At 47.6% G+C, this 17820-nt stretch carries 16 protein-coding genes; 7 read left to right on the forward strand and 9 right to left on the reverse strand.

From position 1 onward, the window contains the following. Positions 1–18 precede the first annotated feature (18 nt). On the forward strand, positions 19–660 hold the full coding sequence (locus ACXAH1_RS07215; RefSeq protein ID WP_475195288.1) for a hypothetical protein: 642 nt from the start codon (positions 19–21) through the stop codon (positions 658–660). A 41-nt stretch (positions 661–701) separates the two neighbouring features. On the opposite strand, the gene ACXAH1_RS07220 is transcribed toward ACXAH1_RS07215, so the two are convergent. Then, the gene (locus ACXAH1_RS07220) at positions 702–1433 is read right to left on the reverse strand and encodes a hypothetical protein (protein ID WP_475195290.1); all 732 of its coding nucleotides are present in this window, start codon (positions 1431–1433) and stop codon (positions 702–704) included. 268 nt (positions 1434–1701) lie between these two features. Between ACXAH1_RS07220 and ACXAH1_RS07225 the strand changes: the two genes are divergently transcribed. Then, positions 1702–3150 carry a RimK family protein gene (locus ACXAH1_RS07225; protein WP_475195292.1) on the forward strand — a complete coding sequence of 483 codons (1449 nt, stop codon included), beginning with the start codon at positions 1702–1704 and terminating at the stop codon, positions 3148–3150. Next, positions 3150–4259, forward strand: a complete 1110-nt coding sequence (locus ACXAH1_RS07230) for a GNAT family N-acetyltransferase/peptidase C39 family protein (RefSeq protein WP_475195294.1) — start codon at positions 3150–3152, stop codon at positions 4257–4259. The genes ACXAH1_RS07225 and ACXAH1_RS07230 overlap by 1 nt, the downstream gene beginning before the upstream one ends. A 62-nt stretch (positions 4260–4321) precedes the next feature. Here ACXAH1_RS07230 and ACXAH1_RS07235 read toward each other — a convergent pair whose 3' ends face one another. The 7 genes from ACXAH1_RS07235 to lptD form a co-directional block, all read right to left on the reverse strand. Further along, positions 4322–6337: a methyl-accepting chemotaxis protein gene (locus ACXAH1_RS07235; protein WP_475195296.1), complete on the reverse strand. Its 2016-nt coding sequence runs from the start codon at positions 6335–6337 to the stop codon at positions 4322–4324. Between the two features lie 113 nt (positions 6338–6450). Continuing rightward, positions 6451–7248, reverse strand: a complete 798-nt coding sequence (locus tag ACXAH1_RS07240) for a symmetrical bis(5'-nucleosyl)-tetraphosphatase (RefSeq protein WP_475195299.1) — start codon at positions 7246–7248, stop codon at positions 6451–6453. Further along, entirely contained in the window at positions 7248–7637 is a 390-nt protein-coding gene (gene apaG, locus ACXAH1_RS07245) for a Co2+/Mg2+ efflux protein ApaG (protein ID WP_054014194.1), read from the reverse strand. The genes ACXAH1_RS07240 and apaG overlap by 1 nt, the downstream gene beginning before the upstream one ends. After that, positions 7621–8427, reverse strand: coding sequence for a 16S rRNA (adenine(1518)-N(6)/adenine(1519)-N(6))-dimethyltransferase RsmA (gene rsmA / locus ACXAH1_RS07250; RefSeq protein ID WP_475195301.1), 807 nt, complete (start codon positions 8425–8427; stop codon positions 7621–7623). Before rsmA ends, apaG begins: the two co-directional genes overlap by 17 nt. Next, on the reverse strand, positions 8424–9416 hold the full coding sequence (pdxA, locus tag ACXAH1_RS07255) for a 4-hydroxythreonine-4-phosphate dehydrogenase PdxA (RefSeq protein ID WP_253043732.1): 993 nt from the start codon (positions 9414–9416) through the stop codon (positions 8424–8426). The genes rsmA and pdxA overlap by 4 nt, the downstream gene beginning before the upstream one ends. Before the next feature lie 13 nt (positions 9417–9429). Beyond that, on the reverse strand, positions 9430–10716 hold the full coding sequence (gene surA, locus ACXAH1_RS07260) for a peptidylprolyl isomerase SurA (RefSeq protein ID WP_475195305.1): 1287 nt from the start codon (positions 10714–10716) through the stop codon (positions 9430–9432). Positions 10717–10730: 14 nt separating this feature from the next. Further along, on the reverse strand, positions 10731–13013 hold the full coding sequence (gene lptD / locus ACXAH1_RS07265) for an LPS assembly protein LptD (protein WP_475195307.1): 2283 nt from the start codon (positions 13011–13013) through the stop codon (positions 10731–10733). Between the two features lie 97 nt (positions 13014–13110). Between lptD and ACXAH1_RS07270 the strand changes: the two genes are divergently transcribed. Genes ACXAH1_RS07270 through djlA form a run of 3 tightly spaced genes read left to right on the forward strand, consistent with a single transcriptional unit; the run spans position 13111 to position 15672 of the window. Further along, positions 13111–14139, forward strand: coding sequence for an aminoglycoside phosphotransferase family protein (locus ACXAH1_RS07270; protein ID WP_475195309.1), 1029 nt, complete (start codon positions 13111–13113; stop codon positions 14137–14139). Further along, positions 14136–14813 (forward strand): N-acetylmuramate alpha-1-phosphate uridylyltransferase MurU, encoded by a 678-nt coding sequence (murU, locus tag ACXAH1_RS07275; protein WP_475195312.1) that lies wholly within the window; start codon positions 14136–14138, stop codon positions 14811–14813. The genes ACXAH1_RS07270 and murU overlap by 4 nt, the downstream gene beginning before the upstream one ends. Continuing rightward, on the forward strand, positions 14803–15672 hold the full coding sequence (gene djlA, locus ACXAH1_RS07280; protein WP_253043744.1) for a co-chaperone DjlA: 870 nt from the start codon (positions 14803–14805) through the stop codon (positions 15670–15672). The genes murU and djlA overlap by 11 nt, the downstream gene beginning before the upstream one ends. Before the next feature lie 89 nt (positions 15673–15761). On the opposite strand, the gene ACXAH1_RS07285 is transcribed toward djlA, so the two are convergent. Beyond that, a complete protein-coding gene (locus tag ACXAH1_RS07285) occupies positions 15762–16631 on the reverse strand; it encodes a DUF3530 family protein (protein ID WP_253043747.1) in 870 nt (289 codons plus the stop codon). A gap of 136 nt (positions 16632–16767) precedes the next feature. Between ACXAH1_RS07285 and ACXAH1_RS07290 the strand changes: the two genes are divergently transcribed. Continuing rightward, positions 16768–17709 carry a polyprenyl-phosphate transporter gene (locus tag ACXAH1_RS07290; RefSeq protein WP_475195315.1) on the forward strand — a complete coding sequence of 314 codons (942 nt, stop codon included), beginning with the start codon at positions 16768–16770 and terminating at the stop codon, positions 17707–17709. The last annotated feature ends 111 nt before the right edge of the window (positions 17710–17820 follow it).

A 17820-nucleotide genomic window follows, 5' to 3' on the forward strand; every position in this document is an offset into this window, starting at 1 on the left:
GTCATCAGGAGTCATAGGTTGAGAATACTATTTACTTCCCTAATGCTGATTTCTCTTAACGTGTTTGCCACAGCGAGCATAAAGAGTGAAAGCGGCATATTTGCATTTGTTGGGGAGCAGGTGGACTTCTATCAGTTTGAGCCCAATGTGAGCGATGATGTGATCCACATGGATGGCGCATTCATAGCGAAATACAAAGTCCTGGAGCAAGTCCATGGGGAGTTTAATTCCGACGTAATCTCGTTTGAAGCCTACGATCACTACGGCACTCCTGCGTTTGCAAAATATAAGTATGTACTGTTATTTGTCTCAGAGCATGCCGGGAAAATATACCACGAAAAGTACCAGTATTTTGATGTTTATAAGACACAGTCGGGGGGCTGGGCCTATTGCGGTACTCCTTATGAATACGAAGAAGCTGTGAAACCTAAGTCATTGAAAAATATAAAATTCAGCCCGGTAATCGAATATAGCACAGTGATGTACAATGAGACGTATGCAAAGGAAGTGTTTCCGGAGCCTACTTTTGAACACGTTAATGGCAAAGCTATCTGCCGACAAGGCGTCTATGTGGATGAGCTTTTTAGGATAAAGCAAGAAGGAGTTTTGAAAAATCGGGGTCATTCAGCGAAACCAGGCAACACAACCTTATCACGCTGAATTTATCTGTATGCACTTTAATATAAGCACACAGGGTTTGTTTAGAACCGATAGGCGAGGCTCACATTGATACCCATTTCGGTGTTGCTACGGTCAAACCAGCTGGAATGGTGGTAGACTGTCTCTAATGTACCATGCCAACTGGGCGAAAAGGCATGTTCTATGGCTAAGCTCAGGCCGTAGTTATATCCATCATAGTCTAGCACTTTATTGGCCACATCTGCATTGCAGCCCTCTCGCTCCGCACAGTAAATAATTTCCATATCACCAGTTTGATAAAAGACGCTGCCATAGGCTAGAAGCTGTGGTGAAATCCTGTACCCACTTATAAAGGACACATCCAGCAGTTGCTTATCAAGTCCCCAGTGTCGGTAGGTAGTCTCTCTGTTGGTGGTACCGTCGTCTTTGTTCGTGACAAACCCAAACCGCATTGCATGACTCCAGTCACCGCTTTGCGCATGTTCACGATGTTTACCATAAAATTGGTATTTGATCCCAAAACTGGTATCGCTTGCAATGATGGCATCGAGCTCAAGCCCGAAACCCAACGAAAGTTTGGCAGAATTCAGTCCTTTCGACTCGCTATCCGCGTCCATTCCACCTTCATGAGGCATTACGTGTGTGCTTGCCTTGCCAAAAGCAAGCTCCAGCTTGAGCGCCTCTTCGTTGACCTCTGAGCTGTTCAATCTGACCATATCATTGTGTGCTTTGGGTGTGGAATAGCATCCAGCCAGTACGGTCAGTGCCATGGGTATTAATATTATTTTTTTCATGCGATTAATTCTATTCCGTTAAAAATGGCGCAAGTGTGCAACATTGTCCCTTAAATTGCAACTTTTGGTTGTAATACAAGGACTATCGTGGCTTTTGTAACGAACATGAGAAAAGAATTACTCATCTTGAGCATCAAAATTGATCGTTTGTCTCTGACCTGATTTTTACATAAAAATAGCGTTATACCGGTTGAAAAAACCATCATAAACAGGTGGCCTGTTGCACTATGTTAAAAGCATAAAAGGTCAGGCCACACTAAGGACTAAAATGTTGTCTACGCTTTTTGTTGTTGATCAAAATGCAGATATCTTGCCACTGAATGACAATGTGGTGACTTTCGAAACATACCTGCAAGAGTACCCCAAACTCGGCGAATCTAAGCTAAGGGTCATTAACCTGTGTGACTGCCGTCGATACCTCAGTCAGGGCTACTATTGCTCCTTGCTGGCAGAAGCGCGTAATCACCAGGCGCTGCCGAGTGTTAAAGTGATCAATGAGCTGGGTGATGAAGGCTGCACTGTGTATTTGTCTCAGGCCTGGTGCACGCAGCAGGGTATTGCGGTGTCACAGGCCTTGTCATTGCTGATCTGTATGGGTGAAACGCAACAGGCGGAATATACCAAGCTCGCAGCGCACTTGTTTGCGCAGTTTCAGGCGCCGTTACTGACGGTGCATGTGCAGCCTCAGGGCAACGGGTTACAGGTGCAGGTACTGCGCAGCGACTTTTCCTCAATTGAGCAGGACGAACTGACATTTTGTGCTCAGGTGCTCAGCAGAGTCCACGCAATGCAATGGAAAAAGCGCAAAAGCAGTAAAAAACACCGCTGGGACTTGGCTATGCTGGTTGATCACCAGGAGCAGTTGCCACCGAGTAACAAAAACGCCGTGAATCGCTTTGTTAAGGCCGGCGCTAAACTGGGTATCAAAGTGCATCTGGTCGAGGCGGATGAGTTATATAACTTGAGTCAGTTCGATGGGTTGTTTATCCGCGAGACCACAGCGATTGACCACCATACTTATCGCCTTGCCCAGGAAGCAGAGCAAAAAGACTTAGTGGTGATTGACGACCCAAGCTCTATTTTACGTTGCTGTAATAAAGTGTTTTTACACGATGCGTTTAACTATAAAAAAGTACCGTCACTGGAAACGTGCTTCGTCAGCCAGTGCTCTGAAGCGGTAATAGAAGAGCTGGTTGCACAGTTGTCATTGCCTATGGTGCTTAAGATGCCGGAAAGTGCGTTTTCTAAGGGCGTGTACAAGGTAAAAACCAAAGAGGAACTACAATTCCGGTTGAATCTCTTACTGGGAGAGTCGGCCATTGTGCTGGCCCAGGCATATCTGTATACCGATTATGACTGGCGTATTGGGGTACTGAATGGACGTGCCATCTATGCGTGTCGTTATCATATGGCACGCAATCATTGGCAGATCTATAACCACAGTTCAAAACGCAATTTTTCGGGTGGGTTTGATACTTTGCCGACCTTTGAAGTACCCAAAGTGGTATTGGGGGCCGCACTGAAGGCCGCGGCTGTGGTGGGCAATGGTCTGTATGGCATCGACATCAAGGAGCATGAAGGCAAGGCTTATGTGTTGGAAGTGAACGATAACCCCAGCATTGATCAGGGTGTGGAAGATAAGTATCTGGGCGATGAGCTTTACATGCAGATCATGTCGGAATTTTTGCGTCGTCTTGAAGCGAGAGGTAAAAAGTAATGTTGCAGGCCTGCATGGTGGTAGAAAAAGCCCAGCCTGAGGACTTGGCCGAACTGGTTGAGCTGGAAGCGCGTTGCTTTAGCAGTGACAGGCTCAGTCGTCGTCAGTTTAAGCATCATATCGGGTTCGAGCACAGCCTGCTGCTGACTGCCCGACTGGCAGGAGAGCTGGTGGGTTATGGACTGCTGTGGTTGCATCAGGGAACACGACTTGCTCGCTTATATTCACTGGCTGTATCGCAACAGCAGCAGGGTAAAGGCATTGCCAGTCAGTTGATGACTGAGCTGGAGTCTCAGGCGGCCCTGCTTGGCTGGTTTTACATGCGACTGGAAGTAGCAAAACGCAATACGGCAGCAATCGCTCTGTACAAGAAGCTGGGATATCGGGTGTTTGGTGAATATCATAATTATTACGAAGATCACGATGATGCGCTGAGAATGCAAAAGTGTATTCGCAAACGCACTGAGCAGGCGACTTTGCAGGTTGCCCCCTGGTATCAGCAGACAACAGAGTTCACCTGTGGGCCGGCGTCTTTGATGATGGCGATGGCCAGCATTGACGCAAGTTGCATGGGAGATCAGAGCCTTGAACTGGAGATTTGGCGCGAAGCAACAACCATTTTTATGACCTCTGGCCATGGTGGCTGCCATCCGTTTGGTTTGGCACTTGCTGCTGAAAGGCGTGGCTTTGCCACCGAAGTGGTGGTGAATACGGCGCAGCCTTTGTTTATTGATGGAGTGCGCAACGAGCAGAAAAAGCAGGTGATGACGCTGGTACATGAGCAGTTTAAGCAAGAGTGTGAATATCGGGATATTCCAGTTCATTGCGCGAGTCTTCAACTCGAACAGGTGGAGCACTGGTTGTCTCAGGGAAGTTCGATCTTGGCCTTGATCAGCACATACCGGTTAAACGGTAAGAAAGCACCGCACTGGGTTTTAATCACAGGCATCGATGCACTGTGCTTGTATGTCAATGACCCGGATGTGGAAGATGAGCAGGAGGCAATTGACTGTCAGCAGGTGCCAATTGCACGGGAAGACTTTGAAAGAATGGCCTCTTTTGGTGCCAGTAAGCTTAGTGCACTGGTGGTACTACATGAGTCATTCTGACGATATTAAAAAGAAAAGGCCCGCTCTATGAGCGGGCCTTTTTGATTGGGTAAAGTCTGAAGTTAGACCCTGAACTGGTCGACAGACTGTCTCAACTCTTCGGCCAGCTTGGCCACTTCTGAGCTCGAAATAGACGTCTGGTTTGCGCCTTCAGCTGTTTGCTCGGCGATGGTTACAATAGACTCAAGACGTTCACTGATCTCCTGAGACACTTGCTGCTGCTCATTGGCTGCGTTGGCAATTTCTTCACTGACATCGTGTGCGCGTGAAACCGCATCAGTGATAGAGTTCAGTGCCTCATTGGCCACATCACTTTGATGAACACATGACTCTGCCTGTTGCTGGCCTTTCGACATGGCGCTAACGGCTTCTTCTGCACCGCTTTGCAGTGACTCGATCATAGCCTGGATCTCTTGGGTTGACTCTTGCGTCTTGCTGGCAAGAGAGCGAACTTCATCTGCAACAACGGCAAAGCCACGACCCTGTTCACCAGCACGTGCTGCTTCGATAGCGGCATTGAGCGCCAGCAGGTTGGTTTGCTCTGCAATACCGCGGATAACATCCAGGATCCCGCCGATGGCCGAGCTGTCCTGATGCAGTTTGTTGATTACCTCAGAGACGGCTTCCACCTCATGAGCCAATTGCTCAATGGTGTGTTTGTTGTCCTGAGAAATACCTTTCACACGCTCAGCTTCTTTATCGGCGTTCTTGATTTCCTGCAATGCCTGGTGAGCACTGTTGCTCACCCCATGGGCAGTACTACTCATTTCTGTGGTAGCCGTGGCTGCTTGTTCAACCTGAGACTGCTGGCTCTTAATTGCCTGGCTAGACTCTATGGTGATGGCTGAGGTCTCTTCCGAGGCTGCTGCCAGCTGGGTTGAACGCGACACAATACCTGTGATCAGTTCACGCAGGCTGGCGATAAGGCTATTACAGCTGCGTGCCAGTTCACCGAATTCATCTTTTGCAGAATCATCCAGTGTCTGAGTCATGTCACCACGCGCGACAATATTGAGTACTCTGTTCACTTCTGCCAGTGGTTTAGTAATTCGGCTGACAGTCAAATAAGCAATCACAATGGCTAGCAGGGCTGCCATGATCATGCCTACCCAGGTCCACATATTTGCAGAGGTTACGTCTGCACGCACTTCGTCCTGAATATCAAACGCCAGTTGTTTAGATTGTGCAACCAACTCGCCAAGCTGTTTTAACGCTGCATTAGTGGTCCTCTCTGCGGCATCCAGCTCCGTGCGGGTCTTTTGTCTTGCGGTGATCAGCTGACCAACGTTGCCAGCAATGCCGCTTGAACCTTTTAACTGAGCAAGGAGGTCGCTATAATACTGCTGTAAGTCGTCAGCCAGGGTGCTGTCAAGTCGCTCGACGGTCGACGTCATCAGCGCCATATTACGCTCCAGCTCTTCCAGTACATAGGCTTGTTCTTTCTCTACGATGTCCAGCGTGTTGCGCTCTTTGATAGTCATCATATCTGTACTGGTGGTGACTGCCGAGCTAAACAAGTTTTCCAGTTTAGTTGCGGCCTGATAAGCGCGGTTATCATTTTCCTGCAAGCCATCCAAGTCAAGGATGTCCAGTACTACTGTAGTGGCATCTTCCGCTGCCATTTCAGTGTCTTCGAGTTGTTGCTTAAGGGTTTTTACCAGCATGAGCTCACGCGCTTTATTGCTGAGTAAGTCCTGTACTGAGGCCGAGAATTGCTTAAAGCTTGTTTCGACCTCGCGTTTGCTTTGTGCCAGACCCGGGTCTTGATCAACCACAGCGCCTAATTCTGAAAAGGTTTTATTGAACGCTTGCTGGCGCTCATTAAATTTTGCCTTGAGTGAATTAAGTTCGTCGGGTGACTGGGTAAAGTAACTGCCCTGAGCAAGTTTACTCATTTGAGTAAATTCGATCTGTAAGGCTGCACTGCTGTCTAGTGCGGGCAATGACAGCGAATTAACCAGTCTTGTGGAATTATCAATATTGGCGATCCTTAGCAGCGAGTTACCTCCGATCATCAACAGGAGCAGAGTGATTATAATAAAACCACCCCAGATACGTTGGCTTACAGTCAAATTCATACGGGTACCATCAAATTAAAGCTGAATGAATGCTTATCGGATTTATTGCGCGATAGTTAAGTATTTTATAGCAGATGTGAATTCAAAATTCAGTAAAATCGGCTGAGAAACAGTTAATTGCTCGAAATTTGCTCATTTCTGTCTAAATCAAGCAAAGTCATCGGTCCACCCCATACACACCCTGTATCTAAAGCGGTGACATTTGGGGTATGGGTGATGCCTTGTAAGGCAGCCCAGTGACCAAACACATAACGATGCGGGTCGCTTTGAAAGCGAGGATGAGTAAACCAGGGACGCAGATCTCCGGCATCATCCAGTGTGCCTTTATTGTCAAAATCAAGATGCCACTGAGCAGTCAGAAAGCGCATTCTGGTAAACACATTGACTATGGTATTAAAACGGCTTTGTTCATCTTTTTCTAATACCAGACGCGATTCTTTCCCATACATGGCGGGCAGAAATTGGCTGGCCTCACTGCCCATATACTTTTGTTGTGCCCATTGCCCTAGTGCCAGAGCGTGCTCAATCTGCCAATCGGGATGAATACCGGCATGGGAGATAAAGGTACGATATCTTTCCAGGTAGACACACAATGGCTGACTGCTTAAAAAGCGCAGGTATTCTGGCAATTTGCTGTGCTTATATAAGTCATCAAGTTTGTCTTTAGGGTTTGGGGTGTTACCAAGTAATACATTGCAGATGAGGTGTAAGTCGTGGTTGCCAAGCGTAACTGTCATGCAATCCTGATGGCGAAATACAAAGTCAAGGCAGCCGAGAGAATCGGGACCCCGGGCAACGATGTCACCAACCAGATAAAGGTGATCACGGGCGGGATTAAAGGCCACCTCCTGTAATAGCTGCTTTAATGGTGCAAAGCAGCCTTGCAGGTCACCGACCACATAATTGGCCATTAGTGCAGGATATCCGGACGGCTGAGCCTGAAAACCTGAATAGGTGCGCGAAACTCGGTACCAAATTCGTTGCGCATGACATAGTAGCCTTCCATGGTACCAACGGGCGTATCCAACACCGCACCGCTGGTGTATTGGTAGCTCTCTCCCGGACGGATAGTTGGTTGTTCGCCGACTACACCATCACCTTCGACCTCGGTTTCTTTGCCATTGGCGTCGGTGATCAGCCAGTAACGGCTTTCCAGTTTAGCATTGCACAAGCTGTGATTTTTAATGGTAATGGTATAAGCAAAGACGTATTTGTCTTTTTCTGGCTGAGATTGACCTTCAACATAGAAGGTCTCTACAGCTACTTTGATCGGTGAGCCGATCTCACTCTTTGTTGTCATAGATCCAGTTTGCTATCTCAATAAATTGCGAAAGGGAAATATTCTCGGCACGCAAGCCCGGGTCGATCCCTAGATCACTCAGTTGCTCGGCTGTCATCAGGTTAGACAAGCTGTTGCGTAGCGTCTTGCGTCTTTGGTTAAAAGCTTCCAGACACACGGTATTAAGCACTTTGGTGCTTTTTGCACTACGCTGTTGTGCCTCTTTAGGGATCAGTCTTACTACAGCAGAATCCACTTTAGGCGCAGGTTTAAAGCACGTTGGTGGTACTTGGATCACAGGAATTGCGTGGCAATAGTATTGCGTCATGACACTCAAACGGCCGTAGGCTTTTGAGCCCGGGCCGGCAACCATGCGATTCACAACTTCTTTTTGCAGCATGAAATGCATGTGCTCAACCTGATCTGCAAATTCAAATAAATGAAAAAGCAGTGGGGTAGAAACGTTATAGGGGAGGTTACCAAAAATCTTTAATTTCTCGTCGCCTTTTAGCAGCGAAGAAAAATCAAACTTCATGGCATCGCCCTGATGCACAGTCAGTTTAGGGCCCATAAAAGGGTGATGGATCAGGCGCTCGGCCAGATCGCGATCTAGTTCCACAACAGTTAGCTGGTCACTCAGTTCAACAACGGGCTCAGTGATGGCGCCCAAGCCCGGGCCTATCTCTACCAGATTGTCTCCGGGCTTTGGATCGATGGCTGTGACAATCTTATCGATGATATTGCTGTCGTTAAGGAAGTTTTGGCCGAAGCGTTTACGGGCTCGATGGCCCAAATGTACTTTATCTGTCATGAACTCTGTGTTTTCTCGGTGGCGAGCTTAATTGCTTCGCGGATCGCTAATTCGAAACTACCGACTTCTGCGTTGCCGCTGGCGGCAAGATCAAGTGCCGTGCCGTGATCAACAGAAGTGCGGATAAAGGGCAATCCAAGGGTAATATTTACCGAATTGCCAAATCCTTTGTATTTTAACACAGGTAAGCCCTGATCGTGATACATTGCCAGTACTGCATCGGTATTTTCGAGGTATTTCGCCTGAAACAGAGTATCTGCGGGCAATGGACCAACAAAATGCATCCCCTGCGCATTGAGTTCAGCCAGGACCGGCTCTATGGTATCAATTTCTTCATTGCCCAGGTGGCCACCTTCACCCGCGTGCGGGTTTAATCCGCACACCAGCACATGTGGTTGCTCAATCCCAAACTTGGTTTGCAAGTCTTGGTAGAGAATGTGTGCAACCTTAGTAAGTCTGTCATGGGTAATGGCTTTAGAAACATAAGCAAGGGGAATATGGGTCGTAACAAGCGCCACACGTAGTCCCTCAGTAGCCAACATCATGACCACATCAGGCGTGTTAGATTGCTGAGCAAAATACTCAGTATGACCACTAAAAGAAATACCAGCGCGATTAATGATCCCTTTGTGAACGGGCCCGGTGACGACCGCATCAAACGTGCCATCCATATTTTTTTCAGAGGCAATTCTGAGGGTATCCAACACATACTGGCCATTGCGTTCGTCCAGCTCCCCGGCGGTGACAGCGCAGCCTTTGTCTACCTGAAGGTAATAGATGCTGCCAGCTGGTGCTGGTGTAGCTGGGGCTGTGGGATCAAACGGAATGAGCTTAATGGTCGTATCTAGCTCCCGGGCACGCTGTAGCATGATGTCTTTATCAACAACGGCGACCAGCTGAGCTGGCCAGTCGTGTTGCGCAAGTTTGATGACCAGATCTGGTCCTATCCCTGCCGGTTCACCAGGGGTGATTGCGATTCTTAAACTCATCTTAGTTCTTCTATTAGTCGATTACTTCTACGTGTGCCTGTTCGCGCATTTCGCGCATCCACTTAAAGCTCTCTTCTTTAAACTTACGACGAAACAGAAGTTGGTGGGCACGATTTGCCTTTGCTTGCTCTGTTTTATCAGCAACGCGTTTGTCAAGCAACTGTACAATGTGCCAGCCAAAACTACTTCTGAATGGTTCACTTATCTCATTTTGTTCCAGAGATAGCAAAGTGTCGCGAAACGCAGGGGCATAGGTCGTCGGATCCGTCCAGTCGTACTCACCGCCTTTCAGCGCTGAACCTGGATCTTCAGAGTGTTCTTTTGCAAGCGCGGCAAAATCGGCTTTGCCTTCACGGAGGTCGGCGGCAAATCCAGCGAGTGTATCACGCGCTTTTTCTTCACTGAGAATAATGGATGGCTTGATCAGGATGTGGCGAGAGCGCACCTCAACCCGTTCAACTACCTGACGACCACGGATATCCTGAACTTTCAGGATATGGAAACCAGCACCAGAGCGTAGCGGACCGATGATGTCATCTTTCTTCTTGCCTTTTACCGCCTCAGCAAACAAGGTTGGCATTTCATTGATGCCCATCCAGCCAAGTTGTCCGCCATCGAGTGCTTTTGCGCCACTAGATGAAGCAATGGCAATGCGCTTGAATTCTTTACCTTCACCAAGGAATTCAATTACCTTTTCAGCGCGTTCACGGGCATCTTCTATGTCTTCCGGGTTTGCTTTACTGTCAATTTTTATCAGTATGTGGCCTATATCATACTCTTCTGACTGACCCGTTTGCTCCGCTAAAATTTTCTGCAGGTTAGCAATTTCCTGCGGGCTGATATAAATACGGCGATCTACGGCGGCACGCTGTACCTGAGAAACCATGATTTCGGTACGGATCTCTTCTCGATACGCCTGGAAGCTTTCACCTGCGGCCTCGATTGAATTACGCAGATCTGAAATTGTGCCACCCTGGTCTTTGGCCATGCTGGCCAGTGTTTGATCTAGCTGGGCGTCAGAGATTTCCATTCCCATGCGGTCTGCCATTTGCTGCATTAGCACTTGATCAATCAGTTTTTCAACGGCCTGAATACGCAAAACCTTATCAGAGGGGAGCTCTGTATTTTGTTGTTCAGCTTGTTCTTTCACACGCTTGAGTATTTTGTCTACTTCACTTTTTAACACCACGCCGTCGTTAACCGTCGCGACTACTTTGTCCAACTGGATACGCTCAGCCCATACCGGCTGTGCCAGCGTCATACTTAATATTGGAACTAATAACAGCTTTTTTAAATTCATAAGAGTCTTTGTTGTTAATTATTTAAAAAGAACGGTCTGCGGTAACCAAAGATACCCGAACGTAGTAACTGGCTAGCATCATATCTTGATTTGCTGCCTAACCCTTTTAACACAAAATTGATACCAAAGCTTGTGTCAAAAATAGCGTCATCACGTGATATCGTTTGATTGAGATCCGTTTGTATTTGGCGTTTTCCTGTGATGCGGATAGCCCAGCAGCACGATTCGTACTGCAGCCCGGCAAACACTTCAACGCTTCGGCTTGCCGTCAGATCACGGTGATAGCTGGCAACCAGTTGCCAGTTTTCATCTATGGGTAAACTGCTAAACAGGCCGATTTGATCGATTTCATATCCTGAGACATCACTGGCATAGTGATGGTTCAATTGAACTAATTTTTTGTTACTGCCGCGGTAGTCTAGCGTCATGTGAGACTGGATCAGCTCTTTTTCATCCGCATCATACTGCAGACCCGCGGAAAAATACCAACGGCGATGCCAGTGCAGCATACTCTCTGCGGCAAACAAGGCATTATAATTCTTACTGCCAAATTCTTGGCTATCCTGAGCGAGCGCATTGGTTTCCAGTGATTGTTCAGTCGGTTTAGCTGAGTCACTTAAATAGATGATTTGTCCCATGCTAAAATTGAAACGTTCACTATTATTGCTATCGAACAAGCGAGTGGTTGCCCCAAGGGTAAATTGGTTTGCCTGAGCGATAAAATCTACACCAGAAAAACGTTGTTCACGGAATAGTCCAAAAAAGTCATCCTGCATTTTGATTGTGTCATACAATGCAATACCTGATTGGTCCTTTTTCGGGGTATACAAATACTGGATTTGAGGCTCCAATGTTTGGGTACCTTGTTCGAGAACGAAGTTTGTTTGACGCTCCAGATTTAACTGACCGTGCAGGCGTAGTTTAGGTAAAGTACGAGATACTGACTTTTTGTACTGTGATTGTGAAAAAGCATCGCCACCGTCCTGCTCATAATAGGTGTGCATCAGGCTTAAGTTCGACGCAAATGACCAAGCATAGGCGCTGTAGTCATAAGACACACTGGGTTCCAGGTGTATGCGGGTTGCATCGGTGACGGTTAATTCATCGTTTGTAAAGTGACTAATTTGACCCGTCAGCCCCCAGTTGAAGCCCTGAAAATTACGCGAGACATTGTTAATGGTGAGCTGTGGCAGCACCGCATATGATTCTGTGTGATTACCCAATACCTCAAAGTTTTGTACTTTTAGATCAATGGCCCATTCGTCTCCGAGATAACTGAGTTGCCCGGTGCGATAAAGTTGGGTGTCTGTTTCATTGGCATATTTAGAATCTAAATCTGAAATATAGGCATCATCACTGACGTTAGTAATGTCGACACTGGCGCGCCAGTTTTCGTCAAAATAGCTATTTTGCGTCCAGTTGACTAAATATCTCTCATCAAGCTGTTTTGCTGAATCATCCTGCTCTAAAAACTCGATGGCAAGCTGACCTTGATGTTGTCTGGTTAGATAACGGAACTCAGAAATGAGCTGTGTGCCTTTTTTAGACATATATCTGGGCGTGATGGTTGCGTCGTAGTTTGGTGCCAGATTTATGTAGTAGGGAATAGCAATCCCTAAGCCGCGTTGACTTGAGCTGCTGATAGTCGGAGCGAGTACCCCCGATTTTCTGCGATTATCAATGGGGAAAGTAAAATAAGGCACATAGACTATCGGCGTATCCAGTATTTTCAGGATTGTGTTGTGCGTTTCACCCCAGCCGCTGTCACGATTCATAACAATACTACTGGCTTCTATTGACCAGAACGGGGTTTCTCCCGGACAGGTGGTAAAGCTGGAATTAAGCAGGTCAACCTGGGTGCTGGTCGCATGCAGTTTTTCGGCACTGCCGTGGCCGTTTTGCTGGGTAAGCCAGTAATCGGCGCCCAGCAGGCTGAACTCATACTCTTTTAAATTGGCAAACATGCCCGTACTGTTGACCAGCGTATACTCATCCTGAAATACAAGTGGACCGGTAGCATTGAGTAGCCCTTGCTGCTTGTCTATCAATGCTGCCTGAGCGGACAAGCTCATGACATTGGAGCTGATCACAACGTTTCCGCTAAACTCAGCGCTCTCGACTCCCTGCAACTCAACATTATCAGACTTAATGTCGATTGCGCCACCAGGCAGGTCAGTGACAGGTTGCCAGTTTTTAGGCTGAAAGTAGTCTTTACACTGAAGGCCATCAATGTTCGAATTAGCAAAAGTCGCTGTACTGATTAGGGGAAGCACGAAAAGGCCCCAAGCTTTGCTCATTTATCAACCTTGTTTGCCGAAATTCATTTTCAAGCCAGACATAATAAATGAAAAGCGTGTTAATTACAGTAGTTAAGAATAGGAAATAGTAAGAAAAATGACCCAAAACCTGTCACCCAAGGCTGTGCTGCGCGCGCAAGCCAGAGCGGCCTTTTTGCATCAGTATTATAATGCTGTCCCGGAGCTGGTTTCTGCCCTTGATGGAGATGCCAGTTTTCGCCGCTATTTTCGCATCACCCATGAGCAAAGTAGATTAATTTTATTAGATGTCGCGCCTGAGGTTGGCAACGTTCAGGCATTTGTGGAATTGAATGCGTTGTTCAGTAAAGGTGCTGTGCGTGTACCGCAAATCATGGCAGCAGATTGTGCACTTGGTTTTGTGCTGTTAGAGGATTTGGGCACTGAGCATTTGGCTGACAGGTTGAACGCGTATCAGGACGCACTAGGGTACTATGAGACGTTAATAGAGATGCTACCTGACATCGCTCGTCTTCCAGAAAGTCCCCATATGAAGCCTTATGATGCAGCTTTTATTGATATGGAACTGGATATTTTTAGTGAGTGGCTACTTACTCATTGGCTGGGTTATGAAACTACTGAGATTTGGCTGGAGCAGTGGTGCGCTTTGAAAGAAACACTGACTTCTGCCATGCTTGAGCAGACTCAAGTGACTATGCACCGGGACTTTCACAGCCGAAACATTATGTGGCACAAACAGCAATGGGTAGTCATAGACTATCAGGATGCTGTTCAGGGGCCCGCTTGCTACGATGCGGTTTCGTTACTGAAGGATTGTTATCACACCTTGCCAGAAGATCAGTTTGAGCATCTGCAACGGTACAGTTTTGATGTACTCAACAAGGCCGGGCTGCTTGCCAGTAACTGCTATACAGACTATCAGCAGCAATTCGCGCTGACTGGGTTACAGCGACACCTCAAGGCGGCCGGGATATTTGCGCGCTTGTATCTCCGTGATGGCAAACCTGGTTACTTACAGAATATCCTGCCGACACTACAATATATTTATGACGCGGCAAAATGTGTTGATACATTTCAGTGGCTTGCAACTTGTGTACAATCCGAGATAATACCTCTGGTAAAAGCAAAGCTGGAACAATGTAAATGAAAGCAATGATTTTGGCCGCTGGCCGGGGCAAGCGTATGATGCCACTGACGGCGATGATGCCAAAGCCTATGCTGGAAGTAGCGGGAAAGCCCTTACTGGAGCACCATCTGATACGTCTGGTGCAGGCTGGGATCACCCGTGTTGTGATCAATCTGGCCTGGCAGGGTGACAAGATACGTGAATATTTTGGTGATGGCAGCGCGTATGGCGTGTCCATTCAATATTCCGAAGAGCCTGAAGGCGGGTTGGAAACCGCAGGGGGGATCGTTCGGGCCTTGCCTCTGTTATGTGAAGACGAAGATGTATTTCTCGTGATTAATGGTGATATTTTTACAGACTATGCTGTGCATGATTTGTCTCGTCTGCATTTATTACCAGGCGAGGCGCACCTTGTGTTGGTAGAAAACCCACCTCACAACCCACAAGGAGACTTTCCTCTTGCCCACCTAAACGCCGACACACAGGCGTATACGTTTGCTGGTATTGGGTTGTATCACAAAGACTTTTTCAGCGCTGTCAATGAACAGTTTTTAGCACTGGGGCCATTGCTCAAAGAAGGGCTGGCGCAGGGGCAGGTCTCAACGGAGCTCTTTTTGGGACAGTGGCATGACATAGGAACTCCAGAGCGCTTAAAGCAGATCAACAAAGCAGTGGGGCAGGTGCATGTGGGGTAAGTTATTAGGCACAGGGTTTGGTTTTTTATTTGGCAAATGGCTGGGTGCGGTACTGGGCTTTTATCTGGGCCATTTATTCGATAAAAGCCTCAGACAGGATTTCGACAAGGTAGGCGGGTTTCAGGGCTTTTTGAACGGTGATGATCTCAGTGAGCGCCAGGCTTTGTTTTTTTCGAGCTGCTTTTCTGTGATGGGACATATTGCTAAATCAAATGGCAGAGTCAGCGAGGTCCATATCCGTGCCGCGACAGCCTTCATGGATGAGATGGGGTTGGCCGGCGATGACCGGCGCGAGGCACAGCATGCTTTTCGTGCAGGAAAGGAAAGCGACTTTTCTATCAAAGACTCGGTCCGCGAGGTCAGAGAAGCCTTTGCCAGACGCTATGACCTGTTGCAGTTGTTTCTGGAAATCCAAATTCAAATGGCCTTTTCTGACGGGCATGTCTCGGAGCAGGAGCAGGTTCTGTTACGTGAGGTGAGTAAATATCTGGGGATTTCCCAGACTCAGTTTAGCTTTTTACTTAAGCGTTATCAGGCCGAATTCCGGTTTCGACAGCAGCGTGCTCAGTGGCAGTCTCAGCAACGGCAGAGTCAGGGGCAGCAAAGACAACAACGCAGCTCCTCCGGGGCAACTCAGCAGTCGATGGTGTCTCGCAGTGAGGCGCTGGCAGTATTGGGACTGGGTGATGGCGCTTCGGACAAAGATATCAAGCGTGCCTATCGCAAGCTGATGGCACAACATCACCCTGACAAACTGGTTTCTCAGGGCCTGCCTGAGCATATGATGGAAATTGCCAAGCGCAAGAGTCAGAGTATTCAATCAGCTTATGAGCTACTGAAACAAAAACGCAGCAGCTAAATACGCTTGTTAGGCGAAAGAGCCAAAGTAATATTACCAGCCACAGCTTATAAGCTACTGAAACAAAAACGCAGCTGCTCAGCATCGGATTATAGACGGCGTAAAAAGCCCGTAAGTTCTTTGCGTAGTCGCTGATGTTGCATTGGCTGGTGCTGCTCACCGAACAGCTCTCTTTGACGATAGTCGAGTTTACTGTTACGTCTGGCCCAGCGTTTACGCTCGTCAATGGTATCCAGCACCAGTGGACTGTCAAAGGTATAGAACACATCCAGCAGTGCGGGAGCAACCAAAGACAAACTGGCAGGTAAATGGCTGTTGCGCTGTGCATTGGCTAATTGCGCGCTGACCGTGATCAGGGCGTCAACGCGAATACTGGGCAGGGTCGCCAGATATTCCGCAAAAAGTCCTGCACTGTTGCCAAATGCCACAATCGCAATATGTTCTTGCTGACGCAGTGCCAGTGTTTTATAGAGTGCCTCAAAACGGGCGACTAGCGCGGCTTTGTAATTGTCCAGTGCAAATTCACTGAGTACCGGGATTGCAGTGCTTTTAACTTCATTGGGTTCACCGTCCATCATGCCCTGTGTAATATCATTGCCCTCGGTAAGGTCTGGAACTGGCAGTGTGTAAGTATCGTACCCATCGTCCGTGAGTGTCTGGTGTAAGTAGCTTAAGCCGTTATTGTATAAAGGGCTTTGTTCTAGTCCCGGCAGTAATACGATAATACCGCGTTTTGGCGCGGCCATATATTCCGAAAACAACACGGCTATTTCTTGTTCTTCATCTTTGATAGTCAGCAGTTTTTCACTGCTCAGCCAGTAGCGCAAGTCGCTATCAAATAAGGACGATTTGCTGGGAGGTGGCTGGAGTTCTGCAGCCAGTGAAAACGTGCTGAAAGCGCTAAAACAAATGCCTGCTATGAGGCTGATTATGAGTGACAACAGGGAATATTTAAACATAGCTTATGCACTTTAAGACTCTATTGCATCTGTATCGGCTATTTATTGTAAAGCTTGAGTTTAATCTGTTTGCTGCTATGTGCAGCGTCATAAAATTTCGGTAAACTCGTGCCGGAAAAAAACAATGGAGAAGGCTTTGAGCAATAAGACTGAAACCAAACGTGATTTTATTTGGTTGTTTTTTAAAGGGGCTGGCATGGGGGCCGCCGATGTGGTGCCGGGTGTGTCTGGCGGAACCATCGCATTTATAACCGGTATTTATGCGCGTTTGCTTGGCGCCATTAAAAGTGTCAACCTGGACGCCATCAAAACGCTTCGCTCGGACGGGTTGCAGGCAGCGTGGCGACATATCGACGGTACCTTTTTACTGGTGTTATTTGCGGGCCTGCTAACCAGTGCCGCTTCTTTGGCTAAGCTCATTACTTACTTGCTCGAGCATCACCAATTATTTGTCTGGTCATTCTTTTTTGGTCTTATCATTGCGTCTTTTATTCATGTTGGTAAGCAGGTTTCCCGTTGGGACTGGCGTACGGTGACAGCCTGCCTCGCCGGTGCAGCCATTGCGTATGCTATAACTTCTATGGCGCCCGCGGAAGCGGTGCCACAAACCTGGTACTATTTTGCTGCAGGCGCCATAGCCATTTGTGCGATGATTTTGCCAGGCATTTCAGGGAGTTTTATTCTGTTGCTGCTGGGTATGTATGGTCATGTACTGAGTGCGGTCAATGAGGTTGAGGTACTATTGATTGCCTTGTTCCTGAGTGGATGTGTGGTTGGTTTGATGGCGTTTTCGCGTCTCTTATCTTGGCTGCTAAGCCGTTTTGAGCAAGTGACGTTTGCGCTGTTGTGTGGCTTTTTACTGGGATCTTTGAATCTACTTTGGCCCTGGAAACAGGTGCTGACGACGTATACCAATTCAAAAGGGATTGAAAAACCTCTGACTCAACAAAATATATTGCCGGCTGAGTTCGCCCAAATATCAGGGCAGGATCCTTACGTCCTGGGGTGTGTGTTGCTCGCCGTTGCCGGCTTAGTGCTGATCCTTGCCATTGAGTGGATCAGTAACCGAGACGCATAGTCGACCTGTTTTTTTGGTCAACTGATAAAATTTCATCATCGTATCATACGGGTGTGTGACGCTGTTCATACACCCGTTTTTGTTGTCTGCCGGGCGTTAATTAACTCAATC

Source organism: Pseudoalteromonas sp. AWH4_217 (assembly GCF_056161105.1).